The sequence below is a fragment of the Aeromonas sp. S2(2024) genome (genome assembly GCF_041402505.1).
Taxonomy (GTDB): Bacteria; Pseudomonadota; Gammaproteobacteria; order Enterobacterales; family Aeromonadaceae; genus Aeromonas; species Aeromonas media.
The window spans coordinates 172,995-195,143 of sequence record NZ_JBGLRL010000008.1; the positions used below are offsets into that span (position 1 = coordinate 172,995).

Consider the following 22,149-nt stretch of genomic DNA (forward strand, 5'->3'; position numbering starts at 1 on the left):
CTCCCAGATCTCCACCTTTCGGGTGACGGATTGGGGGAACAGACAGGATATGCCGATGGACACCTTTACCCCCACCGCCGCCCTGCGTCAACAGATGGACGCGCTGGAAGACGCCCTTGCCCGTCTCGCCAGACAGCTCGGCCAGCTCGAGTTGCTGGAGGCCCATGTCTATCCCCTGCCCGCCGTGCCACAAGGGGAAGAGCACGATCCCATCGAGGCCATCGAAGTGGGCTATCTCTCGGGCGAGGCGGCGCTGGCCGCCACCCTGACCGCCTATCAGGATCACAGCGCCCGCCCAGGCTGCTCCACCAAGGCGACTCACCGGCTGCCTGGCTGGTTGCGCTTCCCCGCCGCCTGCGCCTCCCTGTTGCAGCCGCTGCTCGACGAGATCAACGGCCACAAGCTCGCCTTCAAGGCCCTGGTACAGGCCGCCGGCGGGCGGGACGAGAAGTTCGAACTGGTGCACAGCGCTCTACCCGGGGTCATCACCCTGCAGGTCTATCGCAAGCTCACTCTGCTCACCGGAGAGCTGCATTCCCTCGGCTTCACCTGGGCCGACAAGCAGAGCATCAGCCGCCTCAGCCGCGAGCAGGTGCTGGAAATGCTGGAGCGCAGCCGCCGCTATGTGCCGGCACTCTCCAGCAACGAGGAGTGGAGCAAGATGGTGGATCAGGAGGTGTATGACATCCGCCGCCTACCTGCGGATGTGCAGCTGCGGATCCGCCGGCCGGTCAAGACCCATCCCATGATCAACCTGCTCTGGCAGGACAGGGCGCCGCGCAAGCAGCAGCTCAAGGCGAGCCTGCCCCTGCTGCTTTGCTCGGATACCCAACCCGCCGTCACCCATCTGGGCCACTATCCGCCCAAGCTGCGCCAGGCGCGGCGGGATCGCAAGATTGGCGGCGAAGCCATCATAGAGCGGCTGCACCTCTACCGTTATCAGGGCTAGCGCCTCCTGGCCAGAGCCATGAGTCCCTGAAACAGAGAGGGGGATGGCCACCAGGACCATCCCCCTCTCGCACACAGGCAACCAGCACAGCTCCTAGCTCATCAGCAGGGCGCGCAAGCTCTCCACATCCAGGCCGCGCACCTCGGACTGGCCGCTCAAGAGGCCATCGGCCAGGGCCCGCTTCTCGTCGTGCAGCGCCACTATCTTCTCTTCCACCGTCTGCTCACACACCAGTCGATAGACGGTCACCGGCTGGGTCTGCCCCATGCGATGGGCCCGATCGCTCGCCTGATCCTCCACCGCCGGGTTCCACCAGGGATCCAGGTGCAACACGGTATCGGCCTGGGTCAGGTTGAGACCCGTGCCCCCCGCCTTGAGGCTGATGAGGAACAGGGGAACAGGGTCGTGACGGAACCGCAGTATGGACTCCTGACGGGACTTGGCGGAGCAGCCCCCGTCCAGGTAGCAGTAGTCCCATTGCCGCTGCTCGATGCGGGCCCGCAGCAGGCTCAGCAGATCGACAAACTGGCTGAACACCAGCACCCGGTGCCCGCCATCGATGGCTTCGTCCAGCAGCGCCATGGCCTCGTCAAGCTTGCTGCTGGTCTGGGACCACTCCGGCATCACCAGCTTGGGGGAGCAGCAGAGCCGCCGCAGGCGGGTCAGGCCGCTCAGCACGTGCATCAGGGCACGACCATCGGCGCTTTGCACCTGCTGCACCACCTCGCGCCGGGTCGCCTCATAGAGCTGACGCTCCTCGGGGGAGAGGCTGATGTGGTGGATGATCTCGGTCTTGTCCGGCAGCTCGGTCAGCACCTGCTGCTTGAGGCGTCGCAGGATGAAGGGGCTGATCACCGCCCGCAACAGCGCCATGTGCTGAGGATCCTTCACCGCCTTGCCGAAGCGGCGCTTGAACTCGCCGAGGCTGCCGAGCAGGCCCGGGTTGATGAAGGTGAACAGGCTCCACAGCTCCCCCAGGTGGTTCTCGATGGGGGTGCCGGAGAGGGCCAGGCGAAAATCCCCTTCGAGCTGGAACAGCAGCTTGGCCCGCTGGGTGCCGGCATTCTTGATCTGCTGCGCCTCGTCCAGCACCATGCTCGCCCAGCGGCGGGACTTCAGGGACTGGGCCAGGCTGCCGAGCATGCCGTAGTTGACCAGGATGATCTGGCCCGCCCTGGCCTCCTGGATCAGGGTCTCCCGCTCGGCGGGGTTCTCGAACACCACCACCTCCAGCTCGGGGGCAAACCGCGTCACCTCCTCCTGCCAGTTGGTGACCACGGACTTGGGCACCACCACCAGGGCGGGGCCGAGGTGCTGGCGCATGCGCAGCACCATGAGCGCCTGCAGCGTCTTGCCAAGGCCCATGTCATCGGCGAGACAGGCACCGAAGCCATGGTGGGCCAGGGTCGCCATCCAGCGTACCCCCTCCTTCTGATAGTCCCGCAGCGCCGTCAAGAGCTCGGGGGCACACTCCACCTCCTGCTGCCACTCCTGCTGCAGTGAGTGCCAGGCATCATCCCCGGCTGTGGTCACCGCCGACAGCAGGCGGGCCAATGGGTAGGCCAGCTTGTTGTTGATGCGCTGCTCGGTGTCCAGCATGGCCCCCAGCATGGTGAGGCGCTCCACCAGCTTGTCGCTCAGCATCAGACTGGTCTTCTCGTCGAGCTGAACGGTGCGCTGACCCGGGGTCAGCTGGCGCAGGATGAGGCGCAAGTCGAGGATCTGATGCTCGTCCAGCGCCAGCGCGCCCTCCACCTGGAACCAGTCCTGGCGACGCTCGATGCGCAGGCTCAGGGCCGCCTCGTCGAGGCTCTTGAGACGGGCGCTGTCCTGATGCCAGTGAACGACCACTCCGGCGTCCACTAGCTCGGGCAGCGCATTGACCAGGGTCAGTGCCTGCTCACCATCCAGCTTCCATTCGTTGCCCGGCAGGCCGATGGGCAACTGGTTGCGCAGCAACTGGGCCTCGGCCTTCTCGGCGGCCAGATCCCGTTGCCAGTAGTGATAGTCTCTGACCCCCTGGCGCACTATGGCCTCCCCCTTGCCGAGCGGCAACGGCGGCAACTCCCCCTCCCGGGTCACCAGCTGGACCACCAGCTGACCATCCTGCCAGTCCAGCTGGACCGAAGGCACTCCGGGCCAGGGGGTCAGCTCGGCATTGCCACTGAGCCCCTCGACCTGGCTGTGCCAGGGCTGCTCGGGAATGGCGTCCAGGGTGCGTTGCAGCTCGGCGAGCCCGTCCGCTGGCAGCAGCGGTATGGATTCCAGCGCTGGCAGTCTGTCCAGCAGCGCCTGAGGGGTCAGGATGAGCTGCCACAGATCCTGGGCCAGGGGTACGATGTGCGCCCCGCGCGCCGCGGCGGCCGGGCTCAAGACGGCGCTCATGCCCTGCTCGGTGGCGACGATTTGCAACAAGGGGGCACTGATAGCCAGTTGCAGTTTCTGTCCCTTGGCGTTGAACAGGCGCGGATGGCTGGCCAGGGGGGCCCAGGCCTCCCGCGGCAGCTTGCTCATGCCCCGTGGCAGGGTGCGCACCAGCGTCCAGTCCGCCTCGTCGAGCAGGGAGGCATACTGGGTGGAGAGCAGGGCAGGATCGACCCGGCGCCCGGCGGTCCACTCCCCCTTGGTGCTCTGCTTCTGGATCTTGCACTCGAGCTCGGGCCCTTCGGCATGGAGCAGCCATACCAGCCGCTCCTGCGCCTTGCGCACGCCGCTGGAGCGCCCCAGCCCCTGCAACCAGTTGAGCCAACTGGCCGAGGCGGGGGTCTTGTCCTCATCCTCGGCGTCGCTGGTCGCATCGAGAGCCGGAGCGGCACGCAGTTGCTGCAACGGGGGACGCTCGGCCCCCTCCCCCAGCAAGAGGCGCAGCAGATCCTGACAGAAAGCCATCAGGCGATGACGGGGCTCGGCCTCCAGCACGTGGGAGAGATCCCACTTGTGCAGTATGGCCACCTGGGGGCTCTGCTCGCCGTGGCGTGCGAGGGCGCAGAGATCCAGCCAGAGGTAGCCCCAGTGGAGCTCCTCCAGCGGCAGTTGCAGGGTATCGAACAGGCCTATCGCCTGACCGTGACGATCACCGGCCCACTGTCCCAGCAAATCCGAAAGCAGGGGGAAATGGTTGCCAAGGCTGCGCTGCCACTTCTTGCGCTGCTCGCTGGCGAGCACGGGATCGGCCTGCTGCAGCCAGCCAAGCCAGAGCAGGGCGCTGAACATCCTGGGCCAGGGCTCGTGCGCCGCTGGCGCCTGCCCCAACGCGGCAAGCAGCCGCTCCGCCAGAGGTTGTTCATCACTCTGCTCGGCCAACTGTTGCAGAGCTAGCCAGTGAGTGGTCACCTCGCCAGCCAGCGGGCCGCAGAGCCAGTCCCACTCGTTGGCCAGCGCCTCGAGGTGGCTTGCCAGCGCGGGGGCGCAGGCCGCGGTCACGGACGCCAACGGCCAGCGCGCCTCAGGCTCGGCATCGAGCAGGGTCTGCAGGGCGAAATGTTCCAGCAGCAGCTGTTGCCAGGCAGGGCTTGAGCCAGGCAGCAGGAGGTGGGCATCGGGCTGGTCGAGCAGGCTCAAGAGATCCGCACTCTGGTAGTAGGCGGGGATCTGCCCCGCCGCCCCCAGACAGAGTTCGCGCACCACCCCTTGTGCCATCTCCTGACCGGTGACCGAGGGGACCCGCGTCCAGTCCGGCATGGGGCAGGCCCCTGATCGCACCGCCAGGATCAGGGTCAGGGTGCCCTCCGCCGTCAGACTCCACTGCTGCTCGGTGCGCAGCCGTATCAGCCCTTGCTGCTGCAACTGGTTAAGCCGCTCCGTCAGCGCCTGCCCGGGCGAGCGCTGCGCATACAGCGTGTCTTGCAAATAACGGGTACTGGCGGCGCGCTGCAGTTGCAGCTCGCTGAGCAGGGCATGGCAATCCGAAGAGAGGGTGAAGGCTGACATCAGAACTCGCGGGCAGGTGCAAAGGCGGAATTTTAACGGGAAAGCGGCGGCGGCTCGACCCTTAACCGCGAATTAGTACAAAAAAAGCGGTCAGGCTCATAAAAGTGGGGACAGGGGCCGGGCAGACCCTCTTCTGCGGGCGGCCAGCAGGGCATGAAAAAAGGCGCCGCAGCGCCTCTTGATGGGGTAAGCAAACTCACCGGATTCAGCCTTCCAGGTGCGCCAGACGGGCTTCCAGGGTCTGCAACTGCGACTTGAGGCGCTCAACTTCCTCTTCCAGCTGGCTCAGGCGATCGGTGGCAGGAGAGCCATAGCTGCTGGCGGGAGCGGCCTCGGCCAAGGCTTCCAGATCGATTTCGCCGCCAAACAGGTGGGCATAGCGTGATTCCCGCTTGCCCGGCTCCCGGGGCAACTTGACCACATAGGGCCCCCGCTCGACCAGCCCGGCCAGCACCGCATCCACCTGGGTCACATCGTCGAAGCTGCACAGCCGGTTGGTGCGCGAGCGCAGCTCACCCGGAGTCTGGGGGCCACGCAGCAAGAGCTCGCAGATGATGCCAAGTTCTTGGGCACTGAACTTCAGTTCACCGAACTCGGTGTTGCAGAAACGGTGCTGATAGCGAGGCACCCGGGCATTGAAACCGGCGGTGTTGACCACCAGGCGGCGGCGGATCAACTCGTCGATGACGGCGCGAATGTCCAGCTCGGCGAGCTCGAGCACGGGTTCGCGATTGCTCTTCTGATTGCAGGCGTTGACCAGCGCATTGAGAGAGAGAGGGTACTGATCCGGCGTGCAGATCTCTTTCTCTATCAGACAGCCGATCACGCGAGCCTCTAATGGGCCTAGTACTATCTCCATTTCATACTCCCTTGCCAAACAAGACGTTAAGACGGTTATCTTAGCCAAGGCGATCTCGCCGTCCAGTACTGAACCGCATTTTTGCGAGCCGAGGAAACCCTTGATGAAACATCGTACAATCCGGCCGCGGCAAGGGGGCTCGCCCTGGCATCATACCGCCACCAGGCTGTGCCCCTAGACGGACTTGTCGACCCGGGTATCCGTTCCCGTCGTCAGGATGCGAACCTTGTCCCCCTTGTTGAACGTGAGCGCGGGATCCTGATCCTGATCCTGCTTCACGTTGAGCAGTTTTCCCGCCTCGGTCTTGATCAACAGCTCGACCATCTGCTTGCCCTGCACACTCTGCTGGTTGCCCTGGCGGCGACGGGAGGCCTCGGCCCCCGCCACGGCCCCCACAGTAGTCGCGACTGTCTGGCCCGAACCACCGCCAAACTGGCTGCCGACGGCAGCCCCCAGAGCGGCGGCACCTATGGTGCGCAGTGGCCGTGCTCCACCCTGCTGAGGCGCCGCCTCCTGGGTCAGGATGTGGCTCTCTTGCACTGTGCCATATTCCACCTGGGCGCTGGTGCCCGCGAGGGCCGGTGTGCCCATCAGGATGAGCAGGCTGGTAACCATGGATGCAATCTTCTTCACGATGTCGACTCCGATGACGACTGAGACTCGATGGCGCCAGCACCGCGCTTGCGCGGCCCGCCATCTCCATTCGGGAGACTACACCGCCAATCCTGACTGTGAGCTTGCCTGGGATGGAAATGATCACGGCCGCGAGGCGGCCGTGATGGAGTCAGGAACAGTGGTGCCCGGCCCGCTCATGAGGAGGGTTTGGGCTCCAGGGTCGCGGCGACCGACTTGGCCGCCGAGCCGGTGAGCAAGGGCTCACCGGGATAGAGCACCAACGCATCGGCCCGCAGACGGTCGGCCTCTTCGGCCCGCCCCAGCGCATTGAGGGCGATCACCATGTTGGCGTAGATGTTGGCCCTGGGGGTATGGCGCACGAACGCCTGCCCCCAGTCGAGATAGGCTTCCAGCTCCGCCTTGTTGTTGGCCTGCAAACCCACCATCAGGCGCACCGCGTTGACATCAAACTCCACCCGAGTCAACCAGGCCAGGGGATTGACGATGTCGAGCAGCAGCGCCGGCTGCTTGTACCCTCCCCGTTCATACTTGGTCACCACCCAGGCGGTATGCAGGGCCGTCAGCATAAAGGGCACGACAATGAGGGGGATGGCTATGGCCGCGAAGCGCAGCAGCAGCCAGGGACGACAGACATACTCCCGCCAGTTGGCATGGGCCTGCTCTTCCACCTCCGCATCCAGCACATGAATGAGCAGCAGCAGCGCCCACCACAGGACAATGGCGTGATAGAAGGGATATTCGGTCTGGGTGTGCAGCAGTATGGGGAGCACCAACGCCAGCAGCGCCGACCCCTTGACCCAACCGGCTCGACCCAGTCGCCACAGCAAGCCCCCCCCCATCAGCGCCATGCCGAGCATGGGAGCCAGGCCGCCCTCCACCGCCCAGTAGAGGAATTCGTTGTGAGGGTGATCCAGGTTGTATTCGATCTGCACCATGGCGGGATTGAGGGCCTTGTCGGCCATGTAGTGCTGGAGGAATACCGACTCGAAACTACCATAGCCCCAGCCGGTCCAGGGCGCTTCGGCGATCAGCTTGGCGGCATAGGGCCAGTAGATGGATCTCATACCGCCGGACTGATACATCTCAAGCCCCCGCCTGACCCCCGCCATCCAGAACTGGGATGCCAGCCCGAGCGTTATGCCCAGCGCAACCAGCCCCAGCACCCGGCCCAGCTGCCGCTCGCGATTCAACTGTGGCAGCAACAGGATCAGGGCCAAGGCGCCTCCCAGCTGACCCACCCGGGACTGCAGTACCACCAGCAGCAAGGATGTTGCCAGGATCACGCCATGACGCAGTCCCTTGAGCCAGGGATTGGCGTGTCCTCGCATCTGAAGCCAGATAGCCAGCGACAAACCGGTCGCCATGAAGCTCGCCATCACATTGGGTTGTTGGAAGATGCCGTAAGGGCGATTGGCCCGGGTGTCATAGCCTATCCAGTTGCCCGGCACCAGCAGGTAGTACTGCACCAGGCCGAGCAACGCCTCGATGGCCACCGCCCCCAGCAGCAGGTAAAGCAACCGATCCCGTATCTGGCGCTCCAGTTGCCACTGGTATAGGCAGGCGAGAAACAGCAGACCGGCAAACAGCCCCAACAAGCGGGGGATGGCATAGTCCCTGAGCTCGAAGCCCGGATAGGCCATGGGCAGTAACATCAGTAAGCCGCCTAACCACAGGACCGTCAGCAGTGGCGAGACCCTCAGCCGCTGGCTGAGAGTGACCTGCCACAGCCCCAGGGCCATGACCAGGCTCGCGAAGATCCAGCCCCAGGCGTTGAAGGGCAGATAGAGACCGGCCCCGCCCGGGTTGTGCATGAAAAAGTGCATACCCAGCAGCCAATAAAGAATGCTGAGCAAGCCAAAGATCCCTGTTGTTGTCCTCATCGTCCCTGATCCCTGCCGTGTCATTACCATGGTGTCATCACCAAACATCCCATACGCAAAAGGGGGCAACCGCCCCCCCCTTTGTTTACTTCATCGCCATCATACCGACTCTGGCCTGCGAAACGCATGACGCACCAGCACTATGCCCACTCCCAGCATGCCGCCAAGCAGGGTAGCCAATACCACGATCAAGGGGCGCTTGGGTTTGTCGCGGCTCAATGGTTCACTCGGCGAGGCTAGGTAGGCGAAAGACTGGAATGGCAGTGCCTCGATCTTGATGGCCTGGAGGCTGTTCAGTTGCAGACGCAGCGCTCCAATCCCCGGATTCATGAACTCGGGGTTCTTGATCTCCTTGAGGATCTTGAGCTTTTCGGCCAAGGCGCGGGCTCCGAGGTCAATGGCCAAGCTGCCCTGATCTTGCAGGTTCTGCACCGGTGCCTCGATCCCGGCCGCCTTAGTGATACGCAGGCTGTATTCGGTACGCAATATGTCGTCTTGCAACTGCTTGAGGGTATCGATTTTGGCACTTTCGAACTGGGTCTGCAGCGTCTTGATCCGGTTCTGCCAGATGGTGTTGAGCTCCTTGCCCTTGGCCATCGACTCCTGCTGCTGGATGAAATCGATATATTGCTCCAGACGCTGCTTCGCCTCGGTCGCCGTGTCTGCGGCAAAGGAGAGGATGACATCTTCACGCAATTTGTCCGGGGCCTTGGCGCTGATCCCCTCTGCCATTTTTTTGAGCAGCAGCCGCTTGCCTTTCGGGTCAGTGATTCCAGACTGCGCGGCCTCGGCATCCAGATAGCCTTGCTCCATCAGGAACTGACGCTTGTTATTGAAGCTATTGAAGTTGTTTATAAAATCACCGTAAAGCGCCTTCTTGTTGAAGGAGACAAAGGCTGAGGCCGGGATCTTAGCGTTGATCAGCTGGTTGATATTGAGCTCGAGTGATTCCACCTCCTTGAGGGTGGGCTGCTTGATCTCGGCTTGGCTGATCCAGACCTGGGGTGCCAACAGGGCGTAGGCAATACCTGCTGCGGCAAACACGCCTGTGACCAGCAGGATCAGGATCTTCTGGCGCCATAACACCAGGATCAGCTCACGCAGATCGATCTCATCAGAAGCAGCTTGCCAGCCTTGTGGCAGATGAGAGTCAGATCTTGGGGTTATTTCTTTGTTAGTCATAATGACATTCGTATCCTAGTCGATTCAGAGAAGTAATAAAGGTGCCCGGCAAGCTTTATCAGACAATATCAGGGGTATATTTTCAATCGCCAGCACTGGAACTGCCCAATTTAATTAGGCTCACAGGCAGTTTTTGGCTTAATCTTGGCGAGAATACGCCAGATATTGTTAAGCAACTGATAATAGAGAACAAACACCAGAGAAAATAACAACAAGCTGACCCACTCCGGCACTGAGCCATATTCGAGTGCAATGCCCACAACAGCCAGCAGGGCCGCAGTACCGCAAATCACCACCAAGGCTTGATGGGATGAAAGTCCAGCCCGCAGGCAGATATGATGCAGATGCTCGCGATCCGGTCTGAATGGCGAAACGCCTTTACGAATACGCCGTACCATGATGCAGATCATATCCATCAGCGGAATGGCAATTAACCAGAGTGCTGTGACCGGGTTCATTTGTGCCTTTGGCCCCTGAGTGCCCTGCAACAATACCCAGATTACGGTAAAGCCGATCAACATACTACCCGCGTCCCCCATAAAGACCTTTTTGCGCCCCCCAAAGGGGAACCCCAGATTCAGGCAGATATAGGGCACCACCACGATCATCATCATCAGGCAGAAACGGGCCAACGGCAGTTGCCCATCGGCGTAGTGGATATATGAGAGTGCCCCGAAGGTCACCATAGTGAGCCCACCCAATAAACCATCGATACCATCCACCATATTAAAGGCATTAATAGCGCCAAGAACAGCAAATATGGTAACAATATATCCAAGCGGGCCCAAATCGACTTCGTAGCCGAAGAAAATATGACCCAAGCTCTTTAAAGAAAGCCCAGCGGCGAAAATCATCGCACAAGAGATCAGGATCTGCACCACTAACCTGACGCGGTAATCAACATCATATTTATCATCGATTGCCCCCATCATCACCAAGACGGAGGCACAAAGTACATAGATATCCGAATTAATAAGTAACTCAGGTTTAAGCCATAGCGCCAACATCAGCGTAAAATAGATTGAAATCCCCCCCACCAAAGGTACAAGTCCCTGATGTACTTTACGTTCATTAGGGCGGTCCACCAAATTTATTTTTTTTGCCAATTTTCTAAAAAAGAAAAGGATAGCGAAAGAGAAAACAAAGAATAAAATATACTCCATTCCCGGCTCCAAATATGAAAAGATATTATTTAAGTTCCGCCACCACTCCTATTAAGTGAAGTGGTGACTATAACCTGATCAATAAAAACACAAGTATTACTGCCTATTTACATTGGCAGTACTGTTGATATTCCCCTTTCCATATTTTTTATGCCTGAAAGGACTTTATTGCCTAAATCAGCCATTACACCGCAACTATCCTGGCCCCAAATGACAGCTACTCTTTGGGCTACAGGCAGACCAAGGGTATTCAGTTTGTTTATCGCACTCACATATGCCATTACTTACCCCACCTGACCGTTGTATTTTAGAAGACTGATTTTTACCCATCATCAACTGCTTGAATCTATACATCGCCGTCTCCGCTAGCGAGCGACTGTGATACACCGATATCTTCTCCCAGTGCGCCAGCCCTAGTCCTTGCACATCACCAGTACAGCCTCATTTCTCGGGTGTCCCTTTTTCCATAACCCCGCGTTCTTGCGAGGCGGGATAGAGGCTGTCGCTCCTTTGCGCGCTATCAGCCGATGGCTGGCTTTGCTGTCATAGGCACCATCCGTATACACACGGCCCAGCTTGCATCGCAGTGGGTTAATGTCGGCAGCACCTCAGTATCATGGACATTTTCCAGCGACACTTCCGCCGCCACGATATCGTGAGTTGCCGGGTCTACCGCCAGATACAACTTGTGCCAGACCCGCCGCTTTTCGGCGCCATGTTTTCTGACTTTACATTCGCTCTCTCCAAATACCTTCAGGCCGATCGAGTCGATAACCAGGTCAGTAAGGATCACCTTTCGGGGCTGCCGATACGGTGTGGACGCACTTGCTGACACAGCTGTAATTTTGGGCACACCGCAGCATATTCATCAGCTCGAACAGGGAGTCGAATAACCACGGAGTGGCTCGCAGAGTGAGGCTGAAAATCCCCTTGAGCATCAGGAAGGTACAGATGGTCTGGTCGGTGTAGAACTGACTAGGTCCCCGTCGCCCGTGATGGTCCTGGTGGAACCAGTTGTTCATGGCGTTGGCATCAACCCAGAAGGTGAGAAAGCCACGAGAAATCAGAGGTTTGTTGTATTAAGACCAGTTGATGATGGGGTGAAGCGCCTCGCCCATAAATACTGACTTGAAGCGGATAATGGTGATCGGGTCACTGCCTCCTCAGTTAGCTCCATTCAAACCGCATCTATTTGTGGCAATAACGCCGCCTGAAAGCCATCATAATTAGTGATACATCATCATCGAGGAAAATTTCTATGGGATGCTGGTGAACAATTAAAACAAGATGATTAAAAACTAAAATAAATTAAAAAATAAGAAAAATGCTAATGCTAATCTATCTCTCAACCTGCGCCTTAACTGACCCACACGAATCAACAAATAAATATTGCCTTTATATCCATTATTTAACCCGAGTTTTAAAATTGGCATTTCACGCAAGCCTAAATACTCAGAAATACTGAGGACTTGATTTCTATACCATTTACTACTTATCAATTTCAGTCGTTTTTTAGCTGCAGCAAAGCTATTATTAGTGCCGACTTGGTTATTCGCATGTTGCCGATAGAGCATCATAGGCTCAGGATCGATAAACCAACGATACCCACGGCTACGGGAAAAAGCATAAAGCAGCCAGTCGTGCAGCGCAATATCTTCACTTATTTGTTCATAGCATTCAAGTAACCAAGTTTTAAATGCGATGGCTACTTCCCTCTTAAATACATAGGTGCAACCAGGTCCAGCAGCTTCAAATAAAAAATCACACTCACGTTGCGGCTGCGCTTTATCGATTAATGTCTCTTTGCCATCTTCCCAAAAAGCGATGACATTGGAAGAATAACAGTCATATTTTTGTAATTGGTTGATGGCCTTAGCCAATTTATCTTCATGCCAAATATCATCTTGATCGCTGAAAGCTATATAATCATAGCCAGTCAAATCGGTATCAGCTAGTAATCTAAAGAAATTTTTCCCCGCACCACCGAATTTAAAACCATATGGTAATATCGTTATGTTATTATTTTTTGTTGCATATGCTTGACAGATATCAAGCGTTCTATCAGTTGACTCATCTATACTTATATAAATATCAAGAGAAATATTGTTTTGCTCTATTATAGATCTCAGTTGCTCTTCAATCCACTGCTCACCGTTATAGGCCGAGAGTAAAATTGCCACTTTATGTTTATGCATTATTAGTTACTTTCATTTACTTTAAAAGCTTCACGAACAACATCTAATTTCTGATAGCCATTTTTAGTGTCGGCCTCTAGATATGCACTCTCCGACCACTCATTCCATGCATTAATAAAAATAAATCTGTGTTCATGGGTGGCAACTTTTTCCTTTGCAACATCCAATGCCTTTTTAAACAGCTCAATAGAAACTCCCGAAAAAAAAGTTGCTCTTTCTTTATAGCGTGGTGCATTATCCCAATCGGGAAATACTACAGGATATATAGGCTTATTATTAAAGGTTACAGCATCGTCCTTCATGGATAAGATATAATCATTATAATTAAACTTTTTGTATGACTTCTTACTATGTAGACGAGCTATCTTCAACTGAATGCTTTCTGGGCATCTTCTGAGAATTCTCTCTATAAACTTCATATAATTAGATGTTTTTTTGAGTTTACTATTAATAGAAAATCGCGGCTGAAAGTTAACAATCATGTCAAAGTTTTTATATATGCTTCCAGCATCAGATATTTCATAAGCTCGTAGTGCAACAAGATGGATCCCAGAAAAACCATCAAGTCTTGCTTTTTTATTTATGAATTCCACCCACTTATCCAACTTATTAATTAATTCAGCTCTATAAATACAAAGCATGGGCTTATTATTTATTTTTACATATCTTGAGTCAAAGAAAAACATTCTCAGATATTTATAGTGACTTTCCCATATATGCTCATCAGGCTTATGCTCCTGCTCAATAAGTATATCATTAGGTTTACCAATCCATTGTCTTGTCCATGTCTCATTAGCCCAAGTAAAGAAATATTCAATATCAATATTTTTGTTATGATATAGGTTATTAATTGGTGCATCCAAAAGGACTTTGCCATCAAACCAGTAATGATAGAAATTAAATCCTGAAATCCCATATTTTTTGGCTAATGTAGCCTGAGAAGCAATTACATCTGGAGACGATTGGTCATAAAAACCATTTACTGGCAATCGTGGCTGAACCTGCTCTGAATCAACAGCTTTAGCAACCTTTACTAGCTCCCAGTCGGTAAATCCCTCTCCCCACCATTTATTATTTTCAAGCGTCGAATAAAACTGGGGAAAATAAAATGGAAATATACGATACTTTTCATCTTTCATTTGAAAAACCTAATTTAATAGCCGATTTTAAAAAAATAGTATTTCTTCGTTGAAGAGAGATTTTAAAAGCATAAAGTAACATAAATAACTTATATGAAAAGGCTGATTTATTCTGATAGGATAAATATCTTATCCAAAAATAATTCACTCTATTTAATACTCTGGAATAATCCTCACTACAACTATTTTGAGGATGGTTACTCACATCATGCTGTACAGGTATGTTCATTACGCAATAGTCTTCATGTAAAGAAGCATAGTGGTCAAAAAAAACTCTATCCGTACCATAGAAATCAACAAAATCAGGGTATAGAAATCCTGATTTTATAAAGTATCTCCCGGCAACAATTATACCACTGTTTATCACAGATCTATTCTTTGTACTGACTACCCCCACAGTCACATTCGTTAATGGCATATTAAAGTACGAGTAGCTTCTATGCGGACTATATAACTTATCATGGACATATATCAGTGGTGAGAATAAATTTACTTCTGGATGGCTATTTATGTATGAGTATGAGGTCAACAGATAATTAGCAGGTAAATCTGTATCATCGTCAAGAAACAATATATAATCACTTTCTTTTATTTCTTTAATTTCAAGATTATATATTTCTCTCAACGTAAGATTCTGCGGCGTATGTTTATAAGAAACTACAAACTCATTCTTTAGAATATTGATAATTTCAGAATCATAAACAGACGCAAACGAATTATCATAAATTATCAATTCCGCAGGAGAAAAACTAGGTGTTTTCTGTTCAGCCAAAGATAACAGAGTTGGACTATTCTTCATTTCTATATTGAAGATAACAACAACTATTTTAATATTCATAAGCCCCATCGCCTTTAAAAATTATAATCCTTTAAAAGCCCCCCTGCATACATAAATGCGGCAAAACCCAAAAAGCTAAATGCAGCAGGAATTAATATATAAAATTTGAATGTTATTTTTGACAGAATTGGCAATAAAAAAATTATTGAAAATAGAAATAACTGACTGATGCGACCTGAAAATACCGGGATAATGTAGAATAAATACCATGATATTTGAGACATGAACAACATCTTGATAAACAAGACTGTCAGTTTATCTAACTGATGATATTTGGGGAGTATATAACCAATCGATAGAGTTAAAGACACGCATATTAATGGAAACACTCCAAATGGTTTCATACCCGGCCCACTCAACGCAATATTATAGTATAGTGTCAAGTCTTTACTATCAATTAAATATATCAATTTATCAATTACTGGATTCAATAGTTCTAGCCAAGCAATAATGATAGATAGAACCATTACAATAAAAAGTACATATATAGAGATATAGGAGCTAATAAAAGCAAATACAAATAACAATAACAAAGAAGGATGAACCAATACTGAGACTCCAGCAAGAACCATCCAGAATTTACTAGCCGATACGAATCTTAAATACAATGCCCAATAGCCAAGTGCAATAGCTAGACCAGCTCTTATCTGTGTGAAATCATGCAAGTATATAAAAAAACCGACATAGCCAATAAAAATAGCATGACTATAAGTGGGAAACTTTGAAAAAAGATATACTTTTATCGGAACTGATAACGCATATACTGAGAAAATAAAAGATATAGGGAATCCAGCATAATAAACAATCTTTGCAATACAATCGAAGAGATATCCCCCTCTACTGCTTTCATTATACTTAATTGCATCTCTTATATAATCCAGATATTGACCATAGTCAGCATCAACACCTTCACCTCGAAATGAGATTAGCCCCCAATATACAAGCGTCAACAAAATAATTAAGAAGGTGCGAATTATTCGAGAGGGAACAAATGCAGCTGCAACAAAAGATGCTAACCATAATGTATAATATATCATTCTACACCAATATCACTTGTGTCTCTAGCATATTTAGCAACATAGCCTTGCCCATCAAAATGGACAATTCCTTTCCTAAATATATATGTAATCAGGAAATAATATCGCCTAATGAACCACATCCTTTTAATAGTTTTTGAGAATGTCTTATAAAAAAACTGGTATCGTTTATCGCCTAATTTTAAAATTTCTTTTTTTACATCACCACCAACTAAAGTAAAACATTTTATCTTTGAATTAATATGATGAGTTGTCATCTTCTCTGTATTAATATAGAGATGCCAGCCAAGATGCTCTACCGTAATATATCTTGATGTTCGACATGAATATAATTCAGGCCGCAAATAGCGCATATGATCTGGATAAAGACCAGATGAAGGATCAATTGACCAATCATTACGAAATAAAGTAGCTGTTGTATCAACGAAGGATACGTATAGGTCATTTATTTTATGTCTTTCTGAATAGAGGCTCTTCTCTTGTTTGAGGATTTCTTTTAACTCTGAATTTTTCTCCAAATAATCCCAAGATAAGGATAACCCCAACTTCCCTATAGATATATTTTTCTCTAACTGTTCAACTAAGTATGATAACCAGCATGGCTTAGCAGCACAGTGGCTAAAATCAATATCAGCATCTGTTAGAAAAAAGAAGTCACTTTTATGCTCTATTTTTATTTTTTTTATCGTGGTATTAAGCCCAATGACCCAAAGATTACTTTTATTAAAAACTAGTTTTACGTTGCTATACTTTACAGCCAAATCATTTAAAATAAAATGCTGTTCAGCTGAATCAGAGTTATTATCAATTATGTAAATAGTGGTATCTATAGTTACCGTATTGACTATTGACTCAACACATTGCTTTAGAAGAAAACCATCATTGCGAGTCATAACGAGTATTGGCAGCGTAAATAGCATTGAACTCATAATTATATAACACCAAAATAATTTATATTAAATATCCAAGTCAGAATAACTCACCTACATTATATTATATATCATTTAAATTTATCCGCAAAAAAGCCATCGAACTGATACGCATCTCGCTAAGTTTGGCATTGACACTTGCATAATTAATAGGTTTACAATCAGAAAAAAAATTAGTTAACGATTGTTGTTGCTCACACAGACGACCTTCAATTCCTAAACTTGTCAGTAGGCTTTGCAAACGAGCTAGACCACGATCTCTATTGGCAAAACAGATAAATTCTTTATTGAATAAGATTGCCAAGCATACGCAATGAAACGAATCGGTGACGACAAACTTACTGTCACGAATTTTAGCTAACCAGTCAGCGACAGGGATAAAACGATATCCTGTCTCACTCATTTGGTAGTAAATATCTTCTGTTGGAGCTTGAAAAATATCTCCGATATGTTTGATAGCGCTAATAAATGTAGTATCAACATCCAGTTTGTAATAAACCACATTTTCATTTTGTTTGCTAACACCAGCCTTTACTATCACACGCTCAAAAAACTCTACGCCGTTTAATAGCGTAGGATCAAGCACGTGCTGAGCAGTCACACCAAAATGATCACGGCAAATAGCTACTCCAGTCCGTTCACGTACTGAAACCGCACTAAATGTTTTGATTGCGTCATGCACGCGTTTAGTTAGTGCACTGTTTTGAGCTTCTTCCCACTTATCCACCCCAAAGCTGGCAGCGTAAGAGATACGCTTAACGGAATTTGGCAAAAAAGATAAAAAGTATGCCGCAATATCTTGTTGTTTGTTCACAAACATGCTGGGACGCCAAACTTGATCACTGCCCACCACGACAGCAGCGTAGGTCGAACCAATCGTATTTAGCTGGGTTGCTGCGCTGTACGTTTGAGCGCTGCGGGGAATCCAGGTTGTGCGAAATTGTTCAAATACTTCACTTCCGGTGACTTGAGGCTTTATGTAGACCTTTTTACCCAATAGACGCTTGAGAAGTGACTTAATCCCTAACGCCGCTAGCACAGCGACTAATTGTTGGCGCGGTGTTTTTTTCTGCTCAATTTTTGCAGGTATAAAATCAATATGCTCTGCGTTATAGCCAAGTTGCGTCACGACATCGGCTAATGCGGCAGCTTGCAATACAGCACCGTAGTTATGATCTGAGTAGTGGAAATTTAACAATCCAACTTTATTATTCAACACTTAAACCTCACACTATATTGTGCTTAATATAATAGCTATAATGATTTAAATTAAAAATTTACAACCCTATTAATTCTTCGCCATATTGCCCGCTGATAATGATTTAACTTTGTGAGAAGTCTTAAAATAAACAAGTGTTTTTTCATTTTAGTATCAAAAACTGATGCCAATTTTTCTTTTTTCCAGATTTCTAGACTCTTTCTGCGAGAGTTCATCCGCAAAGATTGAATTAACATCAACAATGGAGATGCTAGTTTTTTGTTAAATCTTTTAGGTGGTATGGCACCTTTATCAGTTCTACCATGCTTTATTCTATACGACAAACCATCATGTCGATGATTATAACTACCTTGCTGTGAAGCTAAAAACGTACTTTCAGCTAACTCTTCTATCACTAAAGTACCATCCATCATGCCAGATTTAATGATATCATCCGCTAGTAATGAACGAGTTACGAGTACATTATGCCCACGGCCATCTCGTACATATGGCTCTAACCAAGCATCACCAACAGATAAATCGGCTAGTTCTGTTGTCACATCATCACAAAAATCACAAGCGTTAGCTTTAAATAAACCAGTACCCCACATGTCACCAACATTACGCATTTTAATGGTTTGCTGGCTGTTATTTCTATCTAAACAACCATATGCATAATCTGAAGCGGTACTATCATTATCTTTAATTCTAAATTCAGGTTTACTAAAATCCTTTACTGAAACACCTGCTTTACTGGCTAAATACTCCGCAAAGAAAGCACTTTTTACTCCCCCACAAATAATACCTATGATAAAACCAACTTTATCATAAAAAGCAGGATCGTAAACTTGCGCAAGTCGAATGGCTTTAATAAAGCAGGCTACCCCAACAATAGCAACCTTGCCATTTAATTTTGCTATATCCTTCAGAGCATCAGCAAGGGTAACTGGATAATATCTAGTCTTGGCAGCATCAACTAACTCATCAATTGAACTGATAATAGAATATTGATAATGCTCCATCGCTTGTCCAGTTTTTACAGAAATTACATGCTGAACTTCACCACGGCGCATTAATTCCGTTAACGTGTAAGTGGCAATACCACCAGAGGACGAAGTTAAACGATGCACAACTGAATAACCTGCATAGGTACTAATATAACGACCGATTTTATTATGTTGCTTATGAGCTTGGGTTAAAAACAACTCAGAAATTTCATTTTCCGTTTTGACTTTGTCATCTGGCTTAGGATTAAATGGGCAAACTTTGATAGCATTTTCATCTACCTCTTGCAAATCATCAACATTTGCATTATAAAAACCGAAGTCATTCATCTTCATACTAATAGCGCCGGTCTTACATTGTGTTGCACACATACCACAACCGATACACATATCATTTTCGACCACAGCTTTTATCATAGCATTGCTATTCATTCCTTCACCCACCTAATTAATTTAGAATATTTTTAATCTTATTAAAAACAAACGTTCGCTCTTGGCTATCAATGCCTATTGTGAGTATAAATAAAAGAATCACAGACCAATGTAATATACAGCTAACGGCAAAGTTTATAATGATATTCCCATATAAGGCTGGTATCGCATTTGCTAAAGACAATGATAACCCGAAAACCATTATGACTTTATAAAATAAATTCTTAAACTTAGCCAATATCCCATAAAATATTCTGGACATTAAAAAAACACGAACAAACAAGGCCGCAAGAGATATTATGATGCTGATCCACATTGTCACTTGTGCATTATATCCCAAGCTTAAAAACAGGTATGATAACGGTAAGTTACACAATATCAATCCTCCGACAACTATCTGGTATTTTTTTATTTTTCCGGTCGCTTGAAATGCAGTCATTAATGTACCAGATAATGAGATAATTAATGAATCAATTATAATTAAACGACAGAATGTAGCTGAATAATCAGGTAACACACCTAGCCAGATGTTTAATATTGTCTCAGCTTGTAACAGGAATGGAACAGATAAGAAATATAATAAAAAGAAACAATATTTAGCACCAGAAAAGACCAGCTGCAACATATAATCATGGTTGTCAGTAGCGTATGACTTGATGATCTGAGGATTAATTGACATCTGTAAGCTACTTACAAAACCAGTAACAGCACTATTAACTTGAAAAGCAATGGCACGCGCAGCATTGATCGTTGCACCAAAAAATAGGTTCAGTAAAATGTTAATTCCTTGGTTAGTCGCTACCGCCGCTACATTACCAAATAAGTTCCAACCGGTATAACTAAACAAGGTTTTAAATAAATCGGCATTCCAATACCAACTAAATCTAGTTACCGTGAACTGCCAGCGGGCATACGCATAATAACAAACCAAGATAAGCAGACTCACCACGGCCAGCAACAATGCATATAGTTGCAGCTTGTCGCCATCATATGCAGCCAATAGAAAAACCACTGTTAACTTAAGCAATACATCGACAATGCTGATATAAGCAAACGCGCTCATCTTTTCATGGGCAATAATCGCTGCGTTATAGGGCACACCCAACACGGTGCAGCAAAACGAGAACAAGGCACACTGGAATACCCAATTGGCGGCAGCTAAGCGATCTGGCGGGATAACCAATTGAGTATTGACAAACCACAGCCCCAAGGTTTGCGCCACAAAAATAACAATGAGCACAATCAACAAATGAATATTGAGGCTCATCTTAAATATCTTGGCTAACTGCTCAAGGTTATTTCTTCCCAATTCAAATGCCAAAAAGCGCTGAGAGGCAGAAGACATAGCACCACTTAAAAACGCCATCATGGTAACAACCCCACCGACTACGTTATAAATACCAAAATCCTCCACCCCCAAATTATTGAGGACCACCCGCGAGGTATATAGAGTTACTCCGAGGGTTAACAGCATCCTAAAATAAAGAAACAGCGTATTCTTAACAATACGCCGATTGTTACTTGAGTTCGTCATTTATTTCAACTTTATATTGACAAGAGTATTTTTATTAATCACCAACTTATATGAATAGAATTAAAGCTCACATTATTTTTTATCTCATTGGTATCAGCATTTTTAATTAAACATAAGTGCCGAACTAAAATCTACCGCTTCGTGATCGTTCTTCGATAGACTGACCTCGCCTTCAAAAGGCCATTCAATTGCTACTTGCGGATCATCCCACCGGATTGAGCCTTCACTCTGCGGTGCATAGTAATTGGTTGTCTTATACAAAAACTCTGCAGTCTCGCTCAGAGTTACAAACCCATGAGCAAACCCTTCCGGGATCCACAGTTGACGTTTGTTGTCACCAGAAAGATGTACACCCACCCATTGTCCGAAGGTCGGTGAGCTTTTTCTGATATCCACTGCAACATCAAACACCTCACCCGCGACACAGCGCACCAGTTTCCCCTGGGCGTGGGGAGGCAGTTGATAGTGCAAGCCGCGTAATACGCCTTTGGATGATTTGGAGTGGTTATCTTGTACAAAGGTCACGCTACGACCTATGGCCGCTTCGAATTGCTGGTGATTAAAACTCTCAAAGAAAAAACCACGGTCATCGCCGAACACTTTCGGCTCAAAGATAAAAACATCGGGGATCTTGGTTTGAATAACATTCATCATGAATACCTGGTGTATAAATGGGGCTGATAGCCCCATGGGGACATTATTACTTCAGCATTTTCAACAGATACTGACCGTAGGCGTTCTTTTTCAACGGCTCCGCCAGTTTCATCACCTGCTCGGCAGTGATAAAGCCTTTGTGGAACGCAATTTCTTCAGGACATGCCACTTTCAATCCCTGGCGATGTTCGATGGTCTGAATAAAGTTGCTCGCCTCAATCAGGCTTTCATGGGTACCGGTATCGAGCCAGGCATAGCCACGGCCCATCATGGCGACCGACAAATTCCCCTGCTCAAGGTAGATACGGTTCACGTCGGTAATTTCCAGCTCACCACGAGGAGAAGGCTTCAGGCTCTTCGCAATCTCCACCACGCTGTTATCGTAGAAATAGAGGCCGGTCACTGCATAGTTGCTCTTGGGCTCGAGTGGCTTCTCTTCCAGAGAAATCGCCGTTCCCTGCTTATCAAACTCCACCACGCCATAGCGCTCTGGATCATGTACGTGATAGGCAAACACGGTGGCGCCATAAGGCTTGGCTGCGGCTGCCTCCAACTGTTTCTGCAGGTCGTGGCCATAGAAGATATTGTCA

The 22,149-nt window shown here is 49.4% G+C and carries 18 protein-coding genes and 1 pseudogene; 1 reads left to right on the forward strand and 18 read right to left on the reverse strand.

Annotation, left to right across the window (positions count from 1 at the left end; translation table 11 throughout):
• Positions 1 to 55 precede the first annotated feature (55 nt).
• Positions 56 to 949: a DNA replication terminus site-binding protein gene (locus ACB039_RS10930; RefSeq protein ID WP_371165643.1), complete on the forward strand. Its 894-nt coding sequence runs from the start codon at positions 56 to 58 to the stop codon at positions 947 to 949.
• Between the two features lie 93 nt (positions 950 to 1,042).
• On the opposite strand, the gene ACB039_RS10935 is transcribed toward ACB039_RS10930, so the two are convergent.
• From ACB039_RS10935 to ACB039_RS11020, 18 genes and pseudogenes are all read right to left on the reverse strand, one after another.
• A complete protein-coding gene (locus tag ACB039_RS10935) occupies positions 1,043 to 4,879 on the reverse strand; it encodes a DEAD/DEAH box helicase (protein WP_371165644.1) in 3,837 nt (1,278 codons plus the stop codon).
• Between the two features lie 205 nt (positions 4,880 to 5,084).
• The gene (locus ACB039_RS10940) at positions 5,085 to 5,738 is read right to left on the reverse strand and encodes a YceH family protein (RefSeq protein ID WP_182788396.1); all 654 of its coding nucleotides are present in this window, start codon (positions 5,736 to 5,738) and stop codon (positions 5,085 to 5,087) included.
• Between the two features lie 174 nt (positions 5,739 to 5,912).
• Positions 5,913 to 6,371: a glycine zipper 2TM domain-containing protein gene (locus tag ACB039_RS10945; RefSeq protein WP_371165645.1), complete on the reverse strand. Its 459-nt coding sequence runs from the start codon at positions 6,369 to 6,371 to the stop codon at positions 5,913 to 5,915.
• A gap of 176 nt (positions 6,372 to 6,547) precedes the next feature.
• On the reverse strand, positions 6,548 to 8,254 hold the full coding sequence (locus ACB039_RS10950) for a Wzy polymerase domain-containing protein (RefSeq protein WP_371165646.1): 1,707 nt from the start codon (positions 8,252 to 8,254) through the stop codon (positions 6,548 to 6,550).
• 99 nt (positions 8,255 to 8,353) lie between these two features.
• On the reverse strand, positions 8,354 to 9,436 hold the full coding sequence (locus ACB039_RS10955; protein ID WP_371165647.1) for an LPS O-antigen chain length determinant protein WzzB: 1,083 nt from the start codon (positions 9,434 to 9,436) through the stop codon (positions 8,354 to 8,356).
• A 110-nt stretch (positions 9,437 to 9,546) separates the two neighbouring features.
• The gene (wecA, locus tag ACB039_RS10960) at positions 9,547 to 10,599 is read right to left on the reverse strand and encodes a UDP-N-acetylglucosamine--undecaprenyl-phosphate N-acetylglucosaminephosphotransferase (protein WP_371165648.1); all 1,053 of its coding nucleotides are present in this window, start codon (positions 10,597 to 10,599) and stop codon (positions 9,547 to 9,549) included.
• A gap of 413 nt (positions 10,600 to 11,012) precedes the next feature.
• Positions 11,013 to 11,452, reverse strand: a pseudogene (locus ACB039_RS10965) (transposase).
• Positions 11,379 to 11,666, reverse strand: coding sequence for a transposase (locus tag ACB039_RS10970; protein WP_371165664.1), 288 nt, complete (start codon positions 11,664 to 11,666; stop codon positions 11,379 to 11,381). Before ACB039_RS10970 ends, ACB039_RS10965 begins: the two are co-directional and overlap by 74 nt.
• A 231-nt stretch (positions 11,667 to 11,897) precedes the next feature.
• A complete protein-coding gene (locus tag ACB039_RS10975; protein ID WP_371165649.1) occupies positions 11,898 to 12,794 on the reverse strand; it encodes a glycosyltransferase in 897 nt (298 codons plus the stop codon).
• Between the two features lie 2 nt (positions 12,795 to 12,796).
• Positions 12,797 to 13,933 (reverse strand): glycoside hydrolase family 99-like domain-containing protein, encoded by a 1,137-nt coding sequence (locus tag ACB039_RS10980; protein ID WP_371165650.1) that lies wholly within the window; start codon positions 13,931 to 13,933, stop codon positions 12,797 to 12,799.
• Complete coding sequence (locus tag ACB039_RS10985; RefSeq protein WP_371165651.1) at positions 13,923 to 14,771, reverse strand: glycosyltransferase; 849 nt, start codon at positions 14,769 to 14,771, stop codon at positions 13,923 to 13,925. Before ACB039_RS10985 ends, ACB039_RS10980 begins: the two co-directional genes overlap by 11 nt.
• Before the next feature lie 14 nt (positions 14,772 to 14,785).
• The gene (locus ACB039_RS10990; protein WP_371165652.1) at positions 14,786 to 15,808 is read right to left on the reverse strand and encodes an EpsG family protein; all 1,023 of its coding nucleotides are present in this window, start codon (positions 15,806 to 15,808) and stop codon (positions 14,786 to 14,788) included.
• On the reverse strand, positions 15,805 to 16,728 hold the full coding sequence (locus ACB039_RS10995) for a glycosyltransferase family A protein (RefSeq protein ID WP_371165653.1): 924 nt from the start codon (positions 16,726 to 16,728) through the stop codon (positions 15,805 to 15,807). The genes ACB039_RS10990 and ACB039_RS10995 overlap by 4 nt, the downstream gene beginning before the upstream one ends.
• 73 nt (positions 16,729 to 16,801) lie before the next feature.
• Positions 16,802 to 17,953: a polysaccharide pyruvyl transferase family protein gene (locus ACB039_RS11000; RefSeq protein ID WP_371165654.1), complete on the reverse strand. Its 1,152-nt coding sequence runs from the start codon at positions 17,951 to 17,953 to the stop codon at positions 16,802 to 16,804.
• A 53-nt stretch (positions 17,954 to 18,006) separates the two neighbouring features.
• Entirely contained in the window at positions 18,007 to 19,371 is a 1,365-nt protein-coding gene (locus tag ACB039_RS11005) for a Coenzyme F420 hydrogenase/dehydrogenase, beta subunit C-terminal domain (protein ID WP_371165655.1), read from the reverse strand.
• A 16-nt stretch (positions 19,372 to 19,387) separates the two neighbouring features.
• Complete coding sequence (locus ACB039_RS11010) at positions 19,388 to 20,905, reverse strand: lipopolysaccharide biosynthesis protein (protein WP_371165656.1); 1,518 nt, start codon at positions 20,903 to 20,905, stop codon at positions 19,388 to 19,390.
• Positions 20,906 to 21,007: 102 nt separating this feature from the next.
• Positions 21,008 to 21,556, reverse strand: a complete 549-nt coding sequence (rfbC, locus tag ACB039_RS11015) for a dTDP-4-dehydrorhamnose 3,5-epimerase (RefSeq protein WP_371165657.1) — start codon at positions 21,554 to 21,556, stop codon at positions 21,008 to 21,010.
• A gap of 49 nt (positions 21,557 to 21,605) precedes the next feature.
• A partial coding sequence (locus ACB039_RS11020) for a sugar phosphate nucleotidyltransferase (RefSeq protein WP_371165658.1) occupies positions 21,606 to 22,149 on the reverse strand: 544 nt, incomplete at its 5' end.